The following is a 19,932-nucleotide window of genomic DNA, read 5'->3' as shown; positions in this document are numbered from 1 at the left end:
CGTGGGGGTGCCCCTATGTGGTTCGTCAAGGAAATCGGGCTGCATCAGAGGCCGAGGCGCTTCAGGGGCGACCGCTTCAAGTTCCGTATTGCGCGGCTTGTCGCCGCCACCTGAAACGGAGGCGTCTCCTCATCACCCCTGTGTAGGCGTGCGGTGGTGCAGCAGCGATCGTTTTTACTGAGAGTCGTCGAGGAAGTGCAGCGATATGTGGCTGGAGATGTGGGTTGGTGAGTGACAGCAGGCCGCTGGTCACGGCTCAGATCGACTTGAGCACCCGGACCCGATCGGCGATGGCACGTCGCGCGACGTCGGCGCCGAAGGCGATGGAGTCGAACTCGTGCGGGACGCCGGGGTGGAGGTGGAACTCCACCGGCACGCCGGCGCGGCTGAGCTTGGTCGCGTAGGCGGTGTCCTCGTCGCGGAACACGTCGAGTTGGCCGACCTCGATGTAGGCCGGCGGCAGGCCGGTCGCATCCTCGAGACGGGCGGGAGCTGCCGTGGGCGGGACATCGGGGCCGCCGGCGGCCCCGCCGAGCAGTGCCGGCCATGCGGTGCGGCTGTCGTCGTAGGACCACAGCAGGTAGGGCTCAATGTGCGGGTCGGGCGTGGTGGTGCGGTCGTCGAGCATCGGCATGAGCAGGATCTGCCGGGCGATCCGCGGGCCGCCGCGCTCGCGGGCGAGGATCGCCAGGGCCGCTGCCATGCCGCCTCCGGCGCTGTCGCCCATCACGCCGATGCGGTTGGCGTCGACATCCAGCTCGGCGGCGTGTTCGTGCAACCAGCGCAGTGCGGCGTAGGCGTCTTCGAGCGGTGTCGGGAAAGGGTGCTCGGGGGCGCGTCGGTACTCGACCGACAGCATCGGCACGCCGCTGGAGGACACGTAGCGGGAGATCGGGCCGTCGAACAGGTCGATGTGGCCGAAGATGTATCCGCCGCCGTGGAAGAACATCACGGCCGGGCCGGGCTTGGCGCCGTCCTTGACGTACCAGCGCATTTTGATGTGTGCGCCGTCGTCTGCGGTCGCGTAGTGCTCCTGAGTCGTCACGTCGGCCGGGATCGGCTGCGCGGCTCCCGCGGCCCCGATGATCGGTTCCCACATGGCGCGGCGGCCCGCGATGTCGCCCACAGCCGGCGGCTTGGCCTCGGCCATCGCGCCGGCCATCGGGGCCATCGCCTCGGCGATCTCGGGATCCAGGGACAGTGTCATGGTCGTTTCCTTTCGAGGCTGGTCGGCCGGTGTCAGGCGGCGGGCGCGACGATGACGGCCTTGCCGTGCAGCTCGCCCGTGGCGGCCTGGGCGTGGACTGCCGGCAGCTCCGCCAGCGGCACTCGCTGCGCGACGTCGACGCGCAGCTCGCCGGAGTCGATCAGTGCCACCAGCCGCGACAGCTGGTCGGCGTCGCTGCGGACGAACAGGTCGATGCCGCGCACGCCGCGCTGTTCGTCGCTGGGTGCGGGCATCCACACCGTGGTGTTCACCAGCGCTCCACCGGGACGGATCAGGGCGGGCAGCGCGGCCAGCTGCGACGGGTCGATCGGCGCGAGGTTGAGCACGACGTCGACCGGCTCGGTCACGGCCTCGTTCACTTCGGTGGTGGTGTGATCGATGATCTCGTCGGCGCCCGCCGTCTTGACCTGCTGGCTGCTGCGCGGGCCGGCGGTGGCCATGACGTACGCGCCGGCGTTCTTGGCCAGCTGCACGGCGTAGCCGCCGACGGCTCCGCCCGCGCCGTTGATCAGCACGCGCTGACCCCCCGTCAGCTTGGCGTGGTCGAACAGCGCCTGGTACGCGGTCAGGCCCACCAGCGGCAGCGCTGCGGCGTCGGCCAGCGGGACGCTCTTCGGCGCCGCCGCGAGGGCCTCGGCCGGGGCGATGACGTACTGCGCTGCGGCGCCGGGCTTGTCCATCGACAGGAAGCCGACAACCTGGTCGCCGACCGCGATGCCGTCGACACCCTCGCCCAGCGCGTCGACCGTGCCGGCGACGTCGATGCCGGGAGTGTGCGGCAGCACCACCGGGATGGGGCCTTGCATGAAGCCCCCGCGGATGTTGCCGTCGACGCCGTTGAACGACGTCGCGGCGACGCGGATCCGGACCTCACCGGCACCGGGGACGGGCTGCTCCACGTCCTCGTAGCTCAGGACGTCGGGGTCGCCGTACTCGTGGAAACGTACTGCCTTCATGTCGGTTCTCGCCTTCACTGCGATCGATGTTGCTTCGAATTCGAAGCAACTGTTGACGACGGTACCTCTGCTTCGAATTCGAAGCAAGTGTTTGTCGGTCACTGCCGGTGCGAGCTCATCGCCACGGCGAGTTCGGCGGCGGCCTGGTCGATGCACGCGCGCAGCCGCGCCGCGTCGCGGCGCGCCGTGGCCTGCCAGTCGGCGGGGTCGGCGACGACGATCGTGGGCACGGGTTCGGCGTGCACGTCGGTCAGGCCTCTGCGCATCACCTGCGTGAGGTCGGGCGGCTGCCGGCGGGAGCCGCTGTTGAGCGCCAGCAGCACCGGCATGCCGGAGAGGATTCCGTCCCCTAGGACGGCGAAGAACGAGTCGAATACCTCGCTCGGGGATGCGGCGAGAACCGGGGTCGCCACCACGAGCCCGTCGGCCGCCACGACCGCCGCGATCGCCTCCCGCAGGTCGAGGCTGGCGCGGTGCTGGGCAAAGTGCCGAGCGAGGTCGGGCGCCAGCCGGTGCAGCTCCAGCACCTCCACCTCGGCGCGCGCACCTCCGGCCGCCAGTGACCGGCACACAGCCTCCGCCACCCAGTCCGCGAGCCGGCGAGTCGGACGCGGACAGCCGGCACCGGCGCTCACCACAGCCAAGGACACCGGGCTCCACGCGGCGGTGCTCATCTCGGCATCGTGTTCTCGGCTGCTTCCCCGCGGCCGGGCTGTGGTGCCGTCACCGGGGAGGGCCGAGGACGACGTTGCCGGACAGTTCCGCGGCTTCGGCAAGCAGCTGAGCAGGGATCTCGAAGCCCTCTGAAGCGATGCGGCAGCCGTGCGGAATGCGCCGGGGCAGGAAGACGATGCCGCCCTCCCGCAACTCGTGCTCCTCCTCGCCGGCCCCCACCAGCGCCGAACCGGACAGCAGGAAGACCTCATCCTCGTTGTCGTGCACGTGGAACGGCGGCGCCTCGCCCTTGCTGAGGTCGAAGCCGCCGACGGTCAGCTGCCCACCGGTCGCCTCGGCGTCGAGAAGGAAGCTGAAGACACTCCCGCCGATCCACTCGAGCTGCTGCTGGGCCTCACGTTGCGCGAGATAGGAGATACTCATGGCCGGTCCTCGGGATCCGTGGGCGGCGGCGCCGTCCTCCCTTCCGCAACCCTGCACCGCACCACTGCCCGATCTCCACCTTCCGCGGTGCTCACTCGGGCCCAACACTGCCCACACCGTGCGCTCACGAGGCCACCGCATCGGACCGGTGAGACCGCCAAGGTGGCTGGAACGGCGGCACTCCACACTCTTCGAATTCGAAGCAGTAGACTCCAGACATGCCTGATTCACCGCCGTCGCTCGACCGTGTGCAACTCGGCGCCTACTTCGACCTCGTCGAGGTGAGCAGCCTGCTCCGGCATGCGGTCGAGCAGCAGCTGCGCGAGACCGGTGATCTCAGCTATGTGCAGTTCCAGCTGCTGGCCCGCCTCGGAGACTCGCCGACGGGCAGCCACCGCATGACCGACCTCGCCGACGGCGTCGTCTACAGCCGCAGCGGCCTGACGTACCAGGTAGGTCTACTCGAAAAGGAGGGCCTGGTCGTCCGCGCTCCCTCGCTGGACGACGAGCGGAGCATCACCGTCACCATCACCGATGCCGGGCGTGAGCTGCTTGCGAAGGTGCTGCCGGGGCATGTCGAGGTGGTCAGCGGCCTGTTGTTCGAGCCGCTTTCGCGCGACGACGTCAAGGCTCTCGCGAGCCTGCTGGCGCCGGTACGCGACCACATGCGCTCCACACCGCCCCGCTCGGCCACGCCTCGCCGCCGCAAAGGCGGGGCATAAGGACTCGGCAGGCTTCGGAGCCCCGCAGACCGCAGCGGAACAGGACGCGGCGAGACGCCGGGCCGGCCGCGGCAGTCGCCGGTCAACCGACCGGGACGGGGGAAGCCGAGGCGTCAGGTTGGTCGGCGGGTGAACTGGGCGGGTGCTTCTTGAATGCGCGGATGAAGTGGCTGCTGTCGGTGAAGTGCCGGCGCGCGGCGGCTTCGGAGACAGCCAAGGGCGAAGAGCCCGGAGCTCGTTGACAGCGGTGTGCTGCGGGGTCACCCAGCGCATCGTTCCCTGGAAGCCGTCGATCGTGGAAGCGCTGAATTCCGGCCGAGGGTACAGGTCCCCCAAGCGGTGTTCCATGCGTCGATGAACGGCTCCCCCCTCCCCCGGCCGGTGCCGGTGGAGTCGGCGTCGACAGTGAACGTACCCATCGTGTCGCCCGGGCCGAGGAAACGGGCCCTGCTGCTCATGTGTCCTCCGCGCCGACGAAGATGTCGCCGCAATCCCATCCGGTGTCGCACACGTACACGCTTACTACGCACAGCCGTTCCTACTCTTGGCTGCACTTCCTCTTGGCTGCACTTCAACCGTCAACAATCAACCGCCCGCGGGTGCACCCGGCTGAGCCGTCGCCCCTGCACGCCGACGCCGCGGGCGCTCTGCCCAGCGGCAAGGTCGTCGTCGCGCCAGGCGACCGACTCCCACCTGACCGACATCTGAGGAGACGACCACGATGATCCCCGACGACGATCCGTCCCGGTCGCTGACCGTCGCGAACCCCGACGACCCCGGCACGACGTACATCTCGCTGGTGGGCAACACGTACGCCATGCTGGTCACCGGCGAGCAGACCAACGGCCAATACTGCCTGATCGACATGCGCATCCCCGACGGCGGCGGCCCACCGCCGCACCGGCATGACTTCGAGGAGATGTTCACGATCCTCGAAGGCGAGATCGAGTTCACCTTCCGCGGCGAGAAGCACACCGTAAGGGCCGGGTCCACGATCAACATCCCGGCCAACGCGCCGCACTACTTCCGCAACGCCTCGGGTGCGCCGGCCCGCATGCTGTGCATGTGCACCCCCGCCGGCCAGGACGAGTACTTCCTGCGCATCGGCGATGTTGTCGCGGGCAGGGACGCACCGCCGCCGCAGCTGTCGGAGGACGAGCTCGCGGAACGCCGCCGCCGCGCGGCCGAGCTGGCCTTGACCTACCGAAGCGAGTTCCTGTAGCCCGCAGGGGCCGACAGGCCCGGCCGTCGGCCGAAGCTCAGCGAGCCTGGGCAGCCTCGCCGACAGCCTTGGCGAGGTGTGATCGCGCCAGTGACGCCGGGCCGCGCCGAGTTCTGTGGTCGCCATGCCCCTGAGCGTGCCAAGAGCGGCGATTGCCCTCTCCTAGTACGGGACTGGCTTCCACGAAAAATGCTTTCCCCTGACCATCCATCTCCTGCCGACCGTGGAGGCGGGACAAAACCAATGGAGCGCGGATTGGAAGCGGTGGGCCTGGCGGGCCGGTTGGCGGAAGCTCGAGCCGGTGCGCTGGTGGGCAGGGAGCCGGAGCGGGCGGTGCTCGACCGGATGCTGTCGGGCGCGGCGGACGCTCCGCTCGTGGCGTACATGCACGGTCCCGGCGGCATTGGCAAGTCCTCGCTGGTGCGCTACGCCGCCCGGCAGGCCGAGCTCACCGGCCGCCGCGTGGTGCACGTGGACGGACGGTTCCTCGACGCTGATCCGCGCCGGCTCGAGGAGACTGCGGCCCCGGCGTGTGCCGAACCCGGTGCGGTGCTGCTCATCGACACCTTCGAGCAGTGTCAGTCACTCGAAGCATGGCTGCGCGAGACCTTTCTACTGCGGCTCGCCGACCACGCGATCGTGGTGGTAGCCAGCAGGGTCGCCCCCGACGCCGAATGGTCGCTGGACCCTGGATGGGCGCAGTTGTTCACCGCACTGGCCGTGCGGCCGCTCGACGCCGCTCAGTCCCACGCCCTGCTCGCTGCCCGGGGTGTCCCCGCAGAGCAGCGCGGCGCCTTCGTCGCCTTCGCCGGAGGCAGCCCGCTCGCCCTCTCGCTGGCCGCCTCCGTCCCGGCCGCACCCGGCGCACCGTGGGAGCCGACCGGCGACGTCCTGAGGACCCTCGTCGAGCGGCTGGTGGGCGACCTGCCCAGCGCCGTCCACCGGCGCGCCCTCGAGGTGGTCGCGCAGGCCTACGTCACCCGCGAGCCCCTGCTGCGCGCACTGCTGGGTGACGAGGAAACCGACAAGGTGTTCTCCTGGCTGCGCCAGCTGCCCTACATCGAGGCCACACCCGAAGGGCTGCACCCGCACGACGCGGTGCGGGCGACCCTTGAGGCCGACCTGCGCTGGCGGGACCCCGAGCGCTACGACGACGTCCGCGCCCGCATATCGCTCGCGGGCCTGCAGGCCGTGCGCGGCGCCGCCGAGGAGGACGTGCTGCTGCGGGTCGCGGAGTGGATGTTCCTCTTCCGCAACCGGGGCGCACCGGATGATCTGTACAACTACCGAACGCACCCGCACATCGAAGACACTCCGCTCCGGGCCGAAGACGTCCCCGGTGTGCTGCGCATGGCCGAGGAAGCGGAGGGCCCGGCATCAGCGGCAGCGGTCGCGCACTGGGTGCGCCGCCAACCGGAGGCCTTCCGCGTCCATCGCTATGCGGGCTCCTTCGCACCAGCGTCGTTCATGGCCATTCTGCGGCTGGACTCACCGCTGCCCGAGGACCGCGCTGAGGACCCGGTGATCGCGGCAGTATGGGACCTTGTGGAGGCGGCCGCTCCCCTGGGGCCGGGCGAGCACTTGGGCATCCGCCGCTTCGCGGTGCAACCCTGCGGGCACCAGAGGCCCTCGCCCCTGATGGAGCTCACCAGCCGGCGCGCCATCGGCGAGGAGATGCGGACCCACAATCGCGCGGTGACCTTCACCGTCTTCGAAGACGCCGACCGGTGGGGGCGCTACCTCGCCGAGGCCGGGATGCCGGAGGTCGCGGCCGTGGACGTCGACGGCCTGCGACAGCACGTCTTCGGCCGGGACTGGCGACGGCAAACAGTGGAACAGTGGGTGCAACACCGGGCTCGCACCGCGGTCATGCCCGTAGCAACATGGCCCGCGACTGCCACCGCGAGTGACCCGGGCGACCAGCCGGCGCGCGCCGCGTTCGCGGAAGGCGTGCTCGAGGCACTGCGCACCTGGCACACCCCACGCGAATTCGCCACCAGCGTCCTGCTGTACTCCCATCTCGTGCCGCCGGGCTCACCCGACCCGGCCACGGATCTGCGCGGCGCCATCATCACCGCCCTCGACGCACTGCAGATCGATCCCGCGGGCGTCAAAGCCCACGAGGCTCTCACCGCCACCTACATCACTGCCTCCCGCACCCACAAGGCCGCCGCCCGGCGCCTCGGGATTCCCTACGGCACCTACCGTCGCCACCTCGCAATGGCTAAGGAACGCCTCATCGAACAACTGCTGCGACAACCAAACACGACAATCACCCCGGCCCCGCCACACTCGCGAAGCTCCGCCACACCAGCCTGTGTGGCGTCTGTCCAGTGAACTTTGCATTCTCCAACGTGGCTATCACAATTCAACGTCCTGGGTGACAACACGGAATGGCAGAAGACGATTTTTTATGCAGCCGAAGAATTCACAGTGGCCAGCACCAAGCACCTCCTTGCGTCACGGTAGCGCCGAGGACTGACACCGGACGCTTCTCCCCAACCCCGAACACCCGACGACTACGGGATCGAGTTCGCCAGGCGCTCGGCATCGCCAACGAGGAACTGGCTCACCCCGTTACTCACCACAGTGAGTTCTGCTCGGCAACGTGACGGTTGCGGTGTGTGATGGGGGTCGGTGCCCGCTCGCGGTCTAGGTCTGCGGTGCCAGGGTGCGTAGGACGCAGAACTCGTTGCCCTCCGGGTCTGCCATGACCACCCAGTTTCGGTCTGACCCCTGACCCACATCCGTCTTGGTGGCGCCGAGGCCGAGTAACGTCGATCTGCCGCAGCGTGTGGTCCGCGTGGATCTGGTCGTCCATGCCGACGGGCGTCGGCCAGGGTGAGCGAGTTGACCTGACCCGTGCGGGTTCACGCCGCTCGGGTCTGTCTACCGAGCCGGCTCGGCCGCGTCGGCCGACCCGGCGTGCCCGCCGCCGAACACCTCCTTGACGAGTTTTTGCGTCGCCTTCTGGAACGCCTCTGCCATGGACAGTGCGGCGTCGTCGACATAGTTCAGCGCGGCGGTCAGGGTCTTGCTGCCGTCGGGCGTGCCGTACATCAGCGCCGCGTGGCCCGCCATGCCGCCGTTGTGGGTGATGACGGTGCCGCCGTTGTCGCCCGCGTCCTGCACGAACACCCCCAGGCCGTAGCCGACCTTGGGATGCGGCGTGCACATCTCGGCCAGCAGCGGGGCAGGCAGGAGCTTGCCGCCCGTCAGCGCGGAGATGAACGTGTGGAGGTCCTGGGTGGTCGAGATCATGTCTCCGCCGGTCGAGATCCAGGAGGGGTCCTGGCGGGTGACGTCGACAGTCTTCTGCCGGCCGGCGTCCTCGTACCGGTAGTAGGCGTGGGCGTGCGGCTCCGGGACGTCCTGCTGGGTGTACGGCGCCACCGTGCCCGACAGCCCGAGCGGGTCCAGGATCAGCCGCTGCATCTCCTCGGCCAGTGAGCGGCCGGTGACCTTCTCGATCAGCAGCCTGGCCAGCACGTAGTTGGTGTTGGAGTAGCTCCAGTCCGTCCCCGGCTCGAACCGCGCCGGCTTGGACAACGCCAGCCGTACCAGCTCTTCCGGCCGGTAGGTCTTGAACCGGTTGTCCACCCACTCCTGGCCCGCTGTCGTGGCGGGGATCCCCGGTGCGAACGTCCCGTCGTCGTAGTACTCACCGGTGAAGTTGAACACGCCGCTGGTGTGCTGCAGCAGCATCCGCACCGTGATCTTCGTGTCCAGCCCGAACTCGGGCAGGTAGTCGGCCACCGGGGCGTCCAGCCCTAACGTGCCCTCGTCCACGAGTTGCAGCACCACGGTCGCGGTGAAGGTCTTGGTGTTGCTGCCTATCCGGACGTGCCCGTTCGTCGGCGGCTTCGCGGTCTCGCCCAGCTTGCGCACCCCGGCGCTGCCGACCCACTCGCCCCGCTCATCGTGCACGCGCATCGTCACCCCGGTGAACCCGGACTCGACCATCTCCTCGATGGCCTTCTGCAGCTCCGGGCGGTCCTGGTCGGTAAGAGTGATGGACATGGTGGTGTGCTCCTTGAGAACTGTTGTGGGATTCAACTGCACGGACATCGCCGCGGGGTGCCCCTGTTAGAGGCTGCCGGCGCTGATGTCGCCGTAGGCGGTGGTCGCATGGATGTTCAGGACGGCGTCGGCGCCGTCGGTGTTCTTGAGCGCGTTGTGGATCCGGCCGTAGGAGGCGCTGGCGTCCAGGGATGCGGAGACCCCGCGGGCGGCACCGACCGAGATCTCGCCGTGCTCGGTGCGCAGCGTGACCGTGCCGCGCACGGCCTCCGTGACGCGGAGGTCGCCCTTTTGGGTGCTGATCTGTGCGGGGCCGCCCAGGCGGCCGACCGAGAGGTCGCCAGACTGCAGGGTCAGGTGGGCGCTTGCGGCCTCGTCGAGCTTGACCGCGCCCTGCGCGCCCTCGAAGGAGACGTCGCCGAGCTGCCCGACGCCCCGGAACTCGGCGAGGGCCGCCTTCACCTCGACGCGGGAGCCGGCGGGCAGTTGGACCGTCACCTCGAGGGATCCGGCAGGGCCGAGGCTCTGGTTCTTGGCCTCCGGGGCCTTGATCCGCAGGACGCCGTCGCCGTATACGACCTCGGTCTGCTCCGCAGCCTTCACGTCGCGGCTCTTGGAGGCGTTCGCGGGGAGGACCTCGACTGTGGTGTCGGCTCGGTCGGCGGCGATGCAACGGATGTGGCCGACGGGTATGTCGAGGACAACGGTCATCGGTGTGGGGGTGTCGAACTTCTGCATCATGCTCTCCTTCGGCTCGTTGTTTCCGACGATGGAAAAGCTACGTTGCATTTCTTGATGTGGCAATCGTTTCGTTGCGCATGGTTGGCGTCACCGCAGGTAGATGTAGCAATTTCGTTGCAATGGCTTGGAAATTCAACGCAACGAGCCTCACCTCGTTCGTTGCAATGAGTCGGCGGTGAACGCTATCCCGCAGACACCACAGACCCCGAAGGAGACCTCGACGCCGGGAGGCAGACTCACCCAGCAGGAACGCCAGCAGATCGCGCTGGGACTGGCCGACAGCCTCCCCTACGCGGAGATCGCCAGACGCCTCGACCGCCCGACCTCCCGGGACCCCAACACTCCCCCACAGGACCACGGACGCGATGCCGAAGCCGTACGCGAGTACGAGGAGACGTTCACCACCGTCTTCATGCAATCGGGCCTGCCCAAGATGACGGCCCGAGTCCTGGCCAGCCTCTACACCACCGACGCCGGCAGCCTCACCGCCTCCGAACTCGCCGGGCGCCTCCAGATCAGCCCGGCATCCGTCTCCAAAGCGGTCACGTTCCTCGAAAGCCAGGGCCTCATCCGCCGGGAACGCGACGAACGCCGCCGCGAACGCTACGTCGTCGACGACGACGTCATGTACCAATCCACGATGGCCAGCGCCCGATCCACCGCCCACCTCGGCGAGGTCGCCCGGCAGGGCGTCGGCATCCTCGGCCCCAACACCCCGGCCGCCGCCCGCCTGGAGAACATCGCCCGCTTCGTCGACTTCATCTCCGAGAACATCGCCCGCGCCGCCGACCAGGCCCGCGAGGTCCTCCACACGAAACCCGACAGAACCTCGGACAGCGATACCTGAGTGAGTGTTTTGAACTCTGGTCGTGAGGTGCGTACGGCTGGATGATCTGGTTCGTGGCGGATGGCGGGACGGCTCGGCGGTACTGCCGGGAGTGCAGTGATCCGCTGCCAGTGTCGATGGCGGCGGAGACGGTGTTCGGCTCGGGCCGGTGCAGGTCACGGCGGTGGCGGAGGCTGCGGCGGACCCAACAGCGAGTGATCGCGATGCAGCGGGGAACGGATCGGATCTGCTGACCACGAGGATGGTTGCCACTTCAAAACGCACCCGATGTGGACCTCTTTGCCAGAGCTGCTCGACATGACGGCCACGGCAATCGAGACCGGCGGTCTTCTGGACTGCTACGAACGAGTCGTCATCGATGAGCGAGAGCTGGCATGGGAGTTTTGACCGGACAGCCCGGGACGGCCCCAGAATCAGTACCCCAGTTCACGGACACACGACTGGAAATTCAGCCTTAGCCCAAAGAGCTCGGACAGCGGCGGCGGGCTTGTCGTCGGTGTCGGCGTCGGCGTGGTTGTCGGTACTCCACATCTTGACCTCGGTGGTGGAGCCGCAGACCGGTGGCCACCCCGGGCTTCCGGTGGCGGCGAAGTCGGCCCAGGCGCGCACCATACGGCGTGCCAGTCCCTGGTCCGCAGTGGTGGGTGCGCCGCCGATGAGAAATGCCAGGCGCTCGTCGTCCAGGTTGCCGAAGGCGAAAGGAACGTCCGCACAGTGCCAGGCGCGCACGACTCCGTGCGGGTCGGTGCGCCGCCGGTCGAAGCGGGACAGGAACGCCCGGCCGCCAGCCTGGGCGTGGAGTTCGGCGAGTCGGTTGCCGTACTCACCGAACAGCAGATCGCTGTAGATGGCGAGGTAGACGTCGAGCACCGTGGCCTGGGGCATCGCGGCGCGGTAGCCGGCCACCAGGCCGTCGGGGAGGCCGAAGTCCTCGGCGAAGCGGGCAAGCTGCTCGTCGGTGGTGACCTTTGCGCTACTGCCGACGGCGTCGAGCAGCCAGTACTCCTCCGTGGTGTGGCAGACCAGCAGGTCCACGTCCCGGGTCGCACCGGCCGCCATGCCCGTGAGGGGGTCGGTGGGCAGGACATCGCCGTCGAGGACGGGAGCGTAGAGCGAGGGGTCGTAGTGGCGGGATCCGGAGGCGGGGTCACGCCGGTAGTGGTCGACCACCTGGTCGGCGGCGACGACCAGGGCCTGCGGAGTCGCGGAGGCCAGGCCCTCGGACGTGGCTGGACAGCCCGCCGCGGCGGCGACCTCGCGCGTGGTCGCGGCGGCGATGTCGTGCGTGTAGCAGGGGCTGGCGGGGCTGTGGGCGATGACACGGTGGAACAGGCCACGGGCGCGGTCCATCACCATGAGGCAGGCGACCGAAGCGGCCCCGGAGGACTGGCCGGCGATGGTGACGTTGTCGGGATCGCCGCCGAAGGCGGCGATGTTCTCACGTACCCAGCGCAGGGCGGCGACCTGGTCGAGCAGGCCCCGGTTGTCCGGGGAGGCGATTTCCCCGTCTGCCGGGACATGGCCGAAGCCCTCGAAACCGATTCGGTAGTTGAGAGTGACCACGACCAGCCCAGCGCGGGCAAGCACGGTGCCGTCGAAGTCGGGCTGGGCCGAGGAGCCGAAGGTGTAGGAACCGCCGTGGATCCAGACGAGGACCGGCAGGCGGCCACCATCCGGGGACGGCGTCCACAGGTTGACGGTGAGGATGTCCTCATCGCCGGGAGACCATACGGGTGCCCCGGGCAGCCGCGCCGACTGCGGGGAGATCGGACCGAATCCCGTACCCTCCCGCACTCCGGTCCACGTCGGCGCCGGAAGAGGCTCCCGGAACCGGTTGGCGCCGAACGGCGGGGCGGCATAGGGGATTCCGAGGACGGCGACGACGTCGGCGGAGGCCCGAAACCCTCGGACCGAACCGTTCTTCGTCTTGAAGGTGTCCATCGAGACAGCCTCTCGCTACATGTCAACGGGTCTTGGAGGTAGGGGGCTTCAGCTTTGCATCGCTCAGCGAGCCAAGACCAACACCAAGATCAACTTGATTGACGCGCCGGTGATGTCAATCCCCTGGTGCCGTCAGGTAGGCGGCAACGAAGACGCGCACTGTGGCGTCAGTGAAGCCGTCGAGTTCGGCGCAGGTGAGGTGTTCGCCGGAGCCGCAGAACATGACCTTGTTCACTGAGACTCCGGGGCCAGGACGCCGAGCCCTGGTTTCCACAGCGAGCGGCAACATGCCGCGGGAGGAAGAGCGAACTGAACACTTCACCTGGGACAGCGAAGAGATGGCGAGGGACGAGACACGAGCAGCCCGCCGGGTCACTCGTGAGGGATGCGACCGGCAACCCGATTGTGCCTTTGTGAATCGCGCTGAGGTTGGCCGGGCCCCGGGGGCGCCTCCCCCAGGGCCCGGGGAGCACATGCGCGGCTGCCATGTCCCTCATAGCCTGGTGTTGCTCGGGGTAGCCGCGGAGGTCTGTCATGCCCCGGAACATCTGGAGCGGCGCGATCAGCTTTGGTTTGGTCACTTCTCTGAACTAAGGCTGGCTCCCGCGCCGTGCGGGAGGCTCTCCACTGATGAACGAATGACTACCGAGTGCCCTCCCGTCGTCCCGTCAGCTGCCGCAACCCGTTGTCGACGGCGTTTCCGATCCGGTGAGCCAGGCAGTCACACTCCCAGGTGACCGAGCTGGACTGCCCGGCCGACGGCACGGAAGACTGCTGCATCAGGGCCTCCTGCTGCTCGGTGATTCGACACGAACGAGCTGTTCAGGAGGCCCTGTCCGTATGCGCCAAGCGCCCCACGATCACCCAATCGGGACTCCCGTTCGACGCGCATCTCTCAAGATCGGAAAGACAACAACTACTCAGGTCGGGGGTGGCGAGCCCGGAAGACTCTCAAACTCCTGGCGGGCGCTCATGCCGGGGGCGGCGGGGCGCCCGGGATACCGGCGCGAACGAGCGGTGATCGCTGTCTTCTCGTCGCCCGAGAGCACCACCGCGCCCTCGGGCGGGTCGAGGTAGAGGGCGCACACATCCGCCGCGCGTTCCCAGAAGTCCCGGCTGTCGCGGCGGGTGAGCCAGCCGCGGACCTTGTGCGGCTTGAGGTCCAGGTCCGCCAGGATCCGCCCGACCTGCGAGGCTGAGACTGGCGCGAAGCAGGTTCCCGCAACCTGCGCGACGATGGTCCGGTGCGACCAGGTTGCTTCCGGATGCGGTGGTGCGCTGGTGGCCGTGGCCACGATCGCCACCCGCACGTGGGGCCCGTAGGTCCTCGGCCGTCCCGACCGCTCGGCGTCCCGCAGCCCGTCCAGGCCGCCGGCGGCGAACCGGCCCCGCCACTTGCGCACCGTGTTCACGCTGACCGCCAGCTCCCGGGCTATCACACCGTTGGCCCGCCCGTCCGCCGCCGCGAGCACGATCCGGGCCCGCAGCACCGCCCGCACCTGGGACTTCGGCGAGCAGATCGTTCGCACCAGCCGCTCGCCGACCTCCTGCTCGAGCACCACCGCGACCGCCGTCCCCGCCCGTCCCTCACCATGCACGGCAGACGATCATGGCGGATGGGCCCGTGCCGAAGAACCCCCCGGAATCCATGCAGCATCACCTGCGCCAGCGCCTGAACGCCCACGCCCAGGCACGCTGGCCGCAACTGGCCCGGGTCGACGTCCGCTTCCGCGCCGGATTCGCCTCCGTAACGGCCGAACTGAAGGACGGGGAGGAACTCCCCTTGTGCCGCCTGCGCTTCACCGGCGTCCTGCACACCTGGGGCTTCGCCCTCTACCTCGCAAGCCGGGGCGGCTAACAGGAAAACTTCCTCCCCACGGGACTGCCTTCCGGCAGTCCCGAAGACTGCCTCGACTGCGTCGGCGGCCTCTACCTCGACACCCCCGCCTGACCAACCGCAGCACCCCTCCACGAACTAACGCGGAGCAGCACCAGTTGTTGCTGGCCATGACGTTGGTGACGCACCACGTCGATGTTGACCTTCAAGTTGGTTGAAGCTCAATGATGGCGGGGTGCCAAGTTCCGATCTGATGCCCATCGGGGTCTTCGCGCAGCGCAGTGGCCTAACCTCCAGCGCGTTGCGGTTCTACGCCGACTCCGGGCTGCTGCCCCCTGCCGACGTAGACCCGGTCACGGGCTACCGCTACTACGCCGCCGCCCAGCTGGAGCGGGCGACCACACTGCGCCAGCTCCGCGAGATCGCCATGCCCCTTGCTGCGGTCGAGGCGGTCCTTGCCGCCGGGGCGGACGAGGCGGCACGGCTGCTCGACGAGTATGTCGCCAAGATCGAAGGGGATGCGGCGGCGGCGCGGCGGAAGGCGGCGGTCATCAAGTCCGCGCTCGGCGGCAACGTGTCTGGTCTGCTGATTGCCACGCTGAAGGGCCCCGTGCTGGCGGATGCGGTCGAGCAGGTTCTGACTGCGACCGCGTACGAGCTGGGGATGGCGGTGCTCGCCGGCCTGCACATCGAGGCGAGTGACGAGGCGATCGTCCTGACGGCGACCGACCGGTACCGGCTCTCCACTCGGACCCTGGTGCCGGCGCGGTCGGCGGAGCAGACCTGGGCCGGCACGGTCGACGGCGACGACCTCCGGGCTGCGGTAGCCGACGTCCGGCGCAGTGCGTTGATCCGCATCGAAGCGGTGCCGCACGGGATCTGGCTGCGCATGCCCGAGCGGGAGGACCGGCACTGCCGGACGCTGCCTGTGGAGTTCCCCGACCACCGTCTGATGCTTGAGTCCCTGGACGATGTCACTACCCGCGTGACGATCTCGAAGGACCTGCTGCTGCGGGTTCTGGAAGAGCACCCCAACGAACACGTCGTACTGCACATCACCGATCACAGCGTGAACGTCCGGTCCCCGAACGACGAACACCCCGGAATCCCGCTCTCCGCCACGGTGACGGGCGAGGCCCGCCAGATCCGGTTCGAGATGACCACGCTCTATCCCGCCGTGAGCACGGCGATTGGCCCCGACGTGCTGCTCGACCTTAGGGGACACAAGCAGCCCGTCACGATCCGCTCCGCCGACCGCGGCGACCTCACCACCCTGGCCATGCCCATCAAGCTCGACCACTCAGCCTGAGAACGACGACGAGGAACCTCATGACCACCACACCTGCCAGCCCCGATCCGACCATGGAAGCCATCGGCCAAGCCGTCGTCGAAGGTCGAACGGGCGACATCCTGTCCGCCCGCCACAAACTCCTGAACCTGTGGTCGGAGATCGGCGTTACCGGGGACCCGCTGCACCGTTGCTCACTCGCCCACTATCTGGCGGACCTCTACGAAGATCCCGCCCAGGCCCTCGCCTGGGACGTCCGGGCCCTGGACGCTGCCGACGCCGTGACCGAACAGCGTGCCCAGGAGCACCACGCCAGTCTCCACATCGCCGGGTTCTACCCATCCCTACACCTCAACCTGGCCGACAACTACCGCCGCCTCGGATCCTTCAACGCGGCCACCGAGCACATCAACGCAGCCCAGGAGCACGCCCACCACCTCCCCCAGGATGCATACGGTGCCTCCCTGCGCACCGCCCTCGACGAGGTGGCAGAGGCCATCTCCCAGCGGGACATCACCAAGCGGCCCTCCGCACCTGGTCCCACTGCGTGACGCATCGGAACGCGCCCCTCACCGTCGAGGGGCGCCGTCGGCTGGTCGAGCGTTGCCGGACGAGGCCGATTGCGCATGTCGCGGCCGAGATGGGGATCTCCCGGGCGTGTGCATCAAAGTGGGTCAATCGATATCGCAGCCACGGCGAACTCGGGCTGGAGGACCGCTCTTCTACGCCGCACTACCAGCCGACCGCGACGCCGTCCGAGGCCCGAAGTCAAGGCGCGGCAAGCTCACCGCCGACAAGCTCCAGCAGCTGGCCGACCTCGGGCTGGGCTGGGCGAGCGCGTAGCGGCGTGTGCTGCGGCCCCCGGCGGATCTGTCCGGGGCCGCTTCTACTCGTCAGTGAGCCTTTCCATCCCTCAGTTGAGCTGGCCAGACGGCCGGTAGGGGAGACGGACCGTGCCGCCTGCGCCCTGGCTGTCGAACCCGAGGCGGCGTCGGCAGCCTCGTTGCGGCCCACGCGCACGTATGTGCCGGAGCTGGCCACGGGGCGGGACTCCTTCGCTCCCTCTGAAGGGTGATCTCCTACCTGTCCGCATGCAGGCAGACACCCAGCGTGAAAGGGTGAATCGTCCGGCTATGCCCGATCACCCAGAGGAGAACTGATGGCTGTCGACGTGCAGAAGTGGTTCAACGAAGACTTCGGTGCCGGTCTTGGGCGCCACGCGGACGAAGCACGCAAGGTCGACGGCAAGTTCCATGTCGTCATCACAGGCGAGGACGGCGGGGACTGGTGGGTCGACCCGTCGGCCGGGAAGGTCGTGCAAGGAGACCTGGGGGGCGCCAACCTCACGATCACGATGAACTCCTCGACCTTCGCCAAGTTCCATGACGACCCGCGCGGAACGCTTATGCAGGGTTTTTTCGCTGGCAGGATCCATCTGGTTGGCGATCAGATGGCAGGGGAGAAATTCGCCCGCCTGACCGAGCTCGCCAAGCAGTAGCCGCGACCGAGGCTGTGTGGCAAGGGTCCGCGCGGGCTCATCCGGGTGTGAGCGAAGTTGGCGGGCAGGAATCCCGGCGAGGTTGATCATGGTTCGCAGTGCCCGGCCGTAAAAAGGCGACGGCCATCTCGGGGCGGACGTCGCCGTCAAAGTTCAGACTGATCCGCGCACCCGATCCGTCGGACCATTCGTTGCCCCCTTGCCGGCCGGGCACCACTGGACGAGACCGTGGGTGAGACGGGTTGCCCGCCTCACCCACGCCCAACGGCTCTCAGAACCCTGGGCTCACCCAGTGCGCCACGACCGAGGTGCGTCCGTCGCCGCCGCTGAGAACCTTCGCGTCTCCCTCTCCGGAGTAGCGGCCGTGGAGTGTCACGTTCTCCCCGGCCTGGAGAGCGACCAGGACCGTCTGTCCGCCCGTGTCCTGGACCACTTCGTTATCCGGGCCGTTGCGGCCGCGGAGTGCTTCGCTGCCCTCAATGGGCACGCCGTCCTTGCACAGCCACGTGGAGACCCACAGGGCCTTCTGATTGCCCCCCGTGCACGCGGTGCGGACGTTGTAGGTGAGTTCCCACACCCCGGGGAAGGGAATCGTGAGTTCCGGCACCTCGGAGATGCGCTCCGCGGCGGTGGTGAGGGCGCGCCTGAAGGAGAGCGGCCCGGTCTGTACCCATTGCGAGCCGCCCTGTACGGACGTCGCAGCCGTCGTTGCTGTCATGACTGAGAAGGTAGCTTTGATCACGCAGCGTAAGGGGCGTGGTCCTGGCAAACCCATCCTTCGAGTGGTCAGGAAGCACAAACCGGCTCAGAGGCCCAGGACTTCCTTCCCCGGGCCGTAGAGGCGGCGGATCGATAGACGCCAGCCGTCGCGGTCGACCGATCGCCAAGGCGAGCGAGCCATGCACGTGGGTGTCCATGGTGACGGCCTGGTGGGCCCAGTGGTCAGCGTCGCCGAGTTCGCCGAGGCCGAGGTTGTACAGGTGGAGGCAGTGGGCGGCGGTGGCGTTGCCAGGCGCCGGCCGCGAACTGCCACCATCACTGGGCTCCTTCAGCGGAGTCGGCGAGGCTGAACAGGCAGGCGAAGTACAGGGCGCCGTCGATGTAGGCGGGCTCTTCGGCGTGGATCCGCACCCAGCAACGAGTCTGGGAACAGCTCCACCCCGCCAACGACTCCTCCTGGCCGCCCTCGGCATCCACGGGCCCACCCCCCTGCACCGCTACAACAGCCACCCAGCGAAACTGTCCGACCAACCAACAAAATTGATCAACACCTACGAGACCAACCCAGAGTGAGAAAAGCGCAGTTCACAAGCCCGCCCAGCCCTGGCCCGCCAGCAACGCCAAGCACCTCGCCAGCACCCAGCACACCGCCAGCCCTAACCAGCCAACTGATCAGCCCAGCTCAACACACCACACAGCGATCAGAAGGAACGAACCGCGACATCCGGAGAGCCTCTGACCGCTTCCCGTGCCGTGACTGGACCCAGGGCCTCTTGAAGGCCCGGGGTCCAGTGCTGTGGCCGTGCGTTGGCCAATGTCCGGGCACGTCAGGGCACGAGGAGCGGTGAGCCGACGTGCGGTCCGGGTGGGGGCGGCCGTCAGGCCGGGTCGGACGCGAGCCCCAGCGCAGTGCGTGGTGCATGGTCGCGGTCATCCAGTCCGTCGGCCGGGCTCGAAGACCGGGACGTCGACAGGAGACAGGTCCGGACGCGTCCGGTGCCAGCGCACCGGGTGACGCCAACGTCCGGCACTGTCCCGCCTCGCCATGCACATACTGCGCCGACAGACGTGTGCGCTGCGCCCACTCGTTCGAGTGAGGCGGTGGCCTACTGACGGCGAGCCCCCTTCCGTCCTCGTTGGGGGGTGTGACTCAAGAAAAAGCGCAAGGCGCTGAGGATGACTTCGTTCTGCATATGCGCGAGGTGTGCAAGAGCTATCCACGGCGGCCGGTGCTGCGGGGGGTGAGTCTGGATCTGCCCGCCGGCAGCCTTGTCGGGATCGTTGGGGAGAACGGTGCCGGCAAGAGCACTCTGCTGCGGATCCTCGTGGGCGAACTCGCCCTGGACAGCGGGACGGTCGAGTTCCGGGGACGGGTGGGCTACTGCCCGCAGAACGTCGTCCTGCACGAGGCGTTCACCGTCGACCAGCACCTGCGCTACCTGCAGGTCGCCTATGGCTTGGACAACCTCGACCGGGCCGTCGAGCTACTGGAGACGCTGCGCTTCGCCGACTACCGACATGCCCGGCTGGGCACGCTCAGCGGCGGAACGCGACAGAAGCTGAATCTGACCCTGGCCCTCATGCACGAGCCGCAGGTGCTCCTCTTGGACGAGCCGTACCAGGGCTTCGACTGGGAGATGTACCTGCGGTTCTGGGAGCTTGCTGAGTCGTTGCGGGACCGCGGCCGTTCCGTCCTGGTGGTCTCGCACCTCGCCTACGACACCGAGCGCCTGGACCGCGTGTTCCGGCTGGAGGCCGGGCAGCTGCGCGAAGCGGACCGAGTCCGTGTCGGAGCCGTCGGTGGTGGCGTATGA

19 protein-coding genes and 2 pseudogenes are annotated in these 19,932 nt (G+C 68.4%); 10 read left to right on the top strand and 11 right to left on the bottom strand.

Going from position 1 to position 19,932, the window contains the following annotated elements; translation table 11 throughout:
- Positions 1 to 256: 256 nt before the first annotated feature.
- The 4 genes from QC385_RS20935 to QC385_RS20920 all read right to left on the bottom strand — a co-directional run bounded on the left by QC385_RS20935 (position 257) and on the right by QC385_RS20920 (position 3,282).
- Positions 257 to 1,207, bottom strand: a complete 951-nt coding sequence (locus QC385_RS20935) for an alpha/beta hydrolase (RefSeq protein WP_279542822.1) — start codon at positions 1,205 to 1,207, stop codon at positions 257 to 259.
- 32 nt (positions 1,208 to 1,239) lie between these two features.
- Complete coding sequence (locus QC385_RS20930) at positions 1,240 to 2,184, bottom strand: NADP-dependent oxidoreductase (RefSeq protein ID WP_279542821.1); 945 nt, start codon at positions 2,182 to 2,184, stop codon at positions 1,240 to 1,242.
- Between the two features lie 98 nt (positions 2,185 to 2,282).
- On the bottom strand, positions 2,283 to 2,858 hold the full coding sequence (locus QC385_RS20925) for an NAD(P)H-dependent oxidoreductase (protein ID WP_279542820.1): 576 nt from the start codon (positions 2,856 to 2,858) through the stop codon (positions 2,283 to 2,285).
- Positions 2,859 to 2,907: 49 nt separating this feature from the next.
- On the bottom strand, positions 2,908 to 3,282 hold the full coding sequence (locus tag QC385_RS20920; RefSeq protein ID WP_279542819.1) for a cupin domain-containing protein: 375 nt from the start codon (positions 3,280 to 3,282) through the stop codon (positions 2,908 to 2,910).
- Between the two features lie 218 nt (positions 3,283 to 3,500).
- On the opposite strand from QC385_RS20920, the gene QC385_RS20915 reads away from it, so the two are divergent.
- The 3 genes from QC385_RS20915 to QC385_RS20905 all read left to right on the top strand — a co-directional run bounded on the left by QC385_RS20915 (position 3,501) and on the right by QC385_RS20905 (position 7,563).
- A complete protein-coding gene (locus QC385_RS20915; RefSeq protein WP_279542818.1) occupies positions 3,501 to 4,004 on the top strand; it encodes a MarR family winged helix-turn-helix transcriptional regulator in 504 nt (167 codons plus the stop codon).
- A 721-nt stretch (positions 4,005 to 4,725) separates the two neighbouring features.
- Positions 4,726 to 5,226: a cupin domain-containing protein gene (locus QC385_RS20910; RefSeq protein ID WP_193510560.1), complete on the top strand. Its 501-nt coding sequence runs from the start codon at positions 4,726 to 4,728 to the stop codon at positions 5,224 to 5,226.
- A gap of 243 nt (positions 5,227 to 5,469) precedes the next feature.
- A complete protein-coding gene (locus tag QC385_RS20905; protein ID WP_279542817.1) occupies positions 5,470 to 7,563 on the top strand; it encodes an ATP-binding protein in 2,094 nt (697 codons plus the stop codon).
- A gap of 315 nt (positions 7,564 to 7,878) precedes the next feature.
- Here the strand turns inward: QC385_RS20905 and QC385_RS20900 are convergent.
- The 3 genes and pseudogenes from QC385_RS20900 to QC385_RS20890 form a co-directional block, all read right to left on the bottom strand.
- Positions 7,879 to 8,001, bottom strand: a pseudogene (locus QC385_RS20900) (VOC family protein); the annotation flags it as partial.
- 114 nt (positions 8,002 to 8,115) lie between these two features.
- Positions 8,116 to 9,246 (bottom strand): serine hydrolase domain-containing protein, encoded by a 1,131-nt coding sequence (locus QC385_RS20895; protein ID WP_279542816.1) that lies wholly within the window; start codon positions 9,244 to 9,246, stop codon positions 8,116 to 8,118.
- Positions 9,247 to 9,312: 66 nt separating this feature from the next.
- Entirely contained in the window at positions 9,313 to 10,035 is a 723-nt protein-coding gene (locus tag QC385_RS20890; RefSeq protein ID WP_279542815.1) for a DUF4097 family beta strand repeat-containing protein, read from the bottom strand.
- Between the two features lie 136 nt (positions 10,036 to 10,171).
- Here QC385_RS20890 and QC385_RS20885 point away from each other — a divergent pair, with 136 nt between their 5' ends.
- Positions 10,172 to 10,834: a MarR family transcriptional regulator gene (locus QC385_RS20885; protein ID WP_443032951.1), complete on the top strand. Its 663-nt coding sequence runs from the start codon at positions 10,172 to 10,174 to the stop codon at positions 10,832 to 10,834.
- A 426-nt stretch (positions 10,835 to 11,260) separates the two neighbouring features.
- Here QC385_RS20885 and QC385_RS20880 read toward each other — a convergent pair whose 3' ends face one another.
- A complete protein-coding gene (locus tag QC385_RS20880) occupies positions 11,261 to 12,775 on the bottom strand; it encodes a carboxylesterase/lipase family protein (protein WP_279542813.1) in 1,515 nt (504 codons plus the stop codon).
- A 920-nt stretch (positions 12,776 to 13,695) separates the two neighbouring features.
- Complete coding sequence (locus QC385_RS20875) at positions 13,696 to 14,373, bottom strand: IS630 family transposase (protein WP_279542812.1); 678 nt, start codon at positions 14,371 to 14,373, stop codon at positions 13,696 to 13,698.
- Positions 14,374 to 14,399: 26 nt separating this feature from the next.
- Here QC385_RS20875 and QC385_RS20870 point away from each other — a divergent pair, with 26 nt between their 5' ends.
- The 5 genes and pseudogenes from QC385_RS20870 to QC385_RS20850 all read left to right on the top strand — a co-directional run bounded on the left by QC385_RS20870 (position 14,400) and on the right by QC385_RS20850 (position 17,398).
- Entirely contained in the window at positions 14,400 to 14,633 is a 234-nt protein-coding gene (locus QC385_RS20870) for a hypothetical protein (protein WP_279542811.1), read from the top strand.
- 214 nt (positions 14,634 to 14,847) lie between these two features.
- Positions 14,848 to 15,921 (top strand): DNA polymerase III subunit beta family protein, encoded by a 1,074-nt coding sequence (locus QC385_RS20865; protein WP_279542869.1) that lies wholly within the window; start codon positions 14,848 to 14,850, stop codon positions 15,919 to 15,921.
- 20 nt (positions 15,922 to 15,941) lie between these two features.
- On the top strand, positions 15,942 to 16,451 hold the full coding sequence (locus tag QC385_RS20860) for a hypothetical protein (protein ID WP_086854671.1): 510 nt from the start codon (positions 15,942 to 15,944) through the stop codon (positions 16,449 to 16,451).
- A pseudogene (locus tag QC385_RS20855) lies at positions 16,448 to 16,660 on the top strand (helix-turn-helix domain-containing protein); the annotation flags it as partial. The gene QC385_RS20860 and the pseudogene QC385_RS20855, both read left to right, overlap by 4 nt.
- A 399-nt stretch (positions 16,661 to 17,059) precedes the next feature.
- Positions 17,060 to 17,398 carry an SCP2 sterol-binding domain-containing protein gene (locus tag QC385_RS20850; RefSeq protein WP_279542810.1) on the top strand — a complete coding sequence of 113 codons (339 nt, stop codon included), beginning with the start codon at positions 17,060 to 17,062 and terminating at the stop codon, positions 17,396 to 17,398.
- A gap of 271 nt (positions 17,399 to 17,669) precedes the next feature.
- Here the strand turns inward: QC385_RS20850 and QC385_RS20845 are convergent, their stop codons facing one another.
- Positions 17,670 to 18,116 (bottom strand): hypothetical protein, encoded by a 447-nt coding sequence (locus QC385_RS20845; RefSeq protein ID WP_279542809.1) that lies wholly within the window; start codon positions 18,114 to 18,116, stop codon positions 17,670 to 17,672.
- 317 nt (positions 18,117 to 18,433) lie between these two features.
- The gene (locus tag QC385_RS20840) at positions 18,434 to 18,595 is read right to left on the bottom strand and encodes a hypothetical protein (RefSeq protein WP_279542808.1); all 162 of its coding nucleotides are present in this window, start codon (positions 18,593 to 18,595) and stop codon (positions 18,434 to 18,436) included.
- Between the two features lie 716 nt (positions 18,596 to 19,311).
- On the opposite strand from QC385_RS20840, the gene QC385_RS20835 reads away from it, so the two are divergent.
- Complete coding sequence (locus QC385_RS20835; protein WP_279542807.1) at positions 19,312 to 19,932, top strand: ABC transporter ATP-binding protein; 621 nt, start codon at positions 19,312 to 19,314, stop codon at positions 19,930 to 19,932.

Source organism: Streptomyces sp. DH10 (assembly GCF_029813805.1).
Classification (GTDB): Bacteria; Actinomycetota; Actinomycetes; order Streptomycetales; family Streptomycetaceae; genus Streptomyces; species Streptomyces coeruleofuscus.
This window is presented reverse-complemented; position numbering and strand designations above follow the sequence as displayed.

Coding starts and splice junctions, on each gene's coding strand:
- QC385_RS20935 (WP_279542822.1), bottom strand. CDS start 1,207: ATGACACTGTCCCTGGATCCCGAGATCGCCGAGGCGATGGCCCCGATG.
- QC385_RS20925 (WP_279542820.1), bottom strand. CDS start 2,858: ATGAGCACCGCCGCGTGGAGCCCGGTGTCCTTGGCTGTGGTGAGCGCC.
- QC385_RS20835 (WP_279542807.1), top strand. CDS start 19,312: ATGCGCGAGGTGTGCAAGAGCTATCCACGGCGGCCGGTGCTGCGGGGG.
- QC385_RS20915 (WP_279542818.1), top strand. CDS start 3,501: ATGCCTGATTCACCGCCGTCGCTCGACCGTGTGCAACTCGGCGCCTAC.
- QC385_RS20860 (WP_086854671.1), top strand. CDS start 15,942: ATGACCACCACACCTGCCAGCCCCGATCCGACCATGGAAGCCATCGGC.
- QC385_RS20920 (WP_279542819.1), bottom strand. CDS start 3,282: ATGAGTATCTCCTATCTCGCGCAACGTGAGGCCCAGCAGCAGCTCGAG.
- QC385_RS20850 (WP_279542810.1), top strand. CDS start 17,060: ATGGCTGTCGACGTGCAGAAGTGGTTCAACGAAGACTTCGGTGCCGGT.
- QC385_RS20905 (WP_279542817.1), top strand. CDS start 5,470: ATGGAGCGCGGATTGGAAGCGGTGGGCCTGGCGGGCCGGTTGGCGGAA.
- QC385_RS20930 (WP_279542821.1), bottom strand. CDS start 2,184: ATGAAGGCAGTACGTTTCCACGAGTACGGCGACCCCGACGTCCTGAGC.
- QC385_RS20895 (WP_279542816.1), bottom strand. CDS start 9,246: ATGTCCATCACTCTTACCGACCAGGACCGCCCGGAGCTGCAGAAGGCC.
- QC385_RS20890 (WP_279542815.1), bottom strand. CDS start 10,035: ATGCAACGTAGCTTTTCCATCGTCGGAAACAACGAGCCGAAGGAGAGC.
- QC385_RS20910 (WP_193510560.1), top strand. CDS start 4,726: ATGATCCCCGACGACGATCCGTCCCGGTCGCTGACCGTCGCGAACCCC.
- QC385_RS20880 (WP_279542813.1), bottom strand. CDS start 12,775: ATGGACACCTTCAAGACGAAGAACGGTTCGGTCCGAGGGTTTCGGGCC.
- QC385_RS20845 (WP_279542809.1), bottom strand. CDS start 18,116: ATGACAGCAACGACGGCTGCGACGTCCGTACAGGGCGGCTCGCAATGG.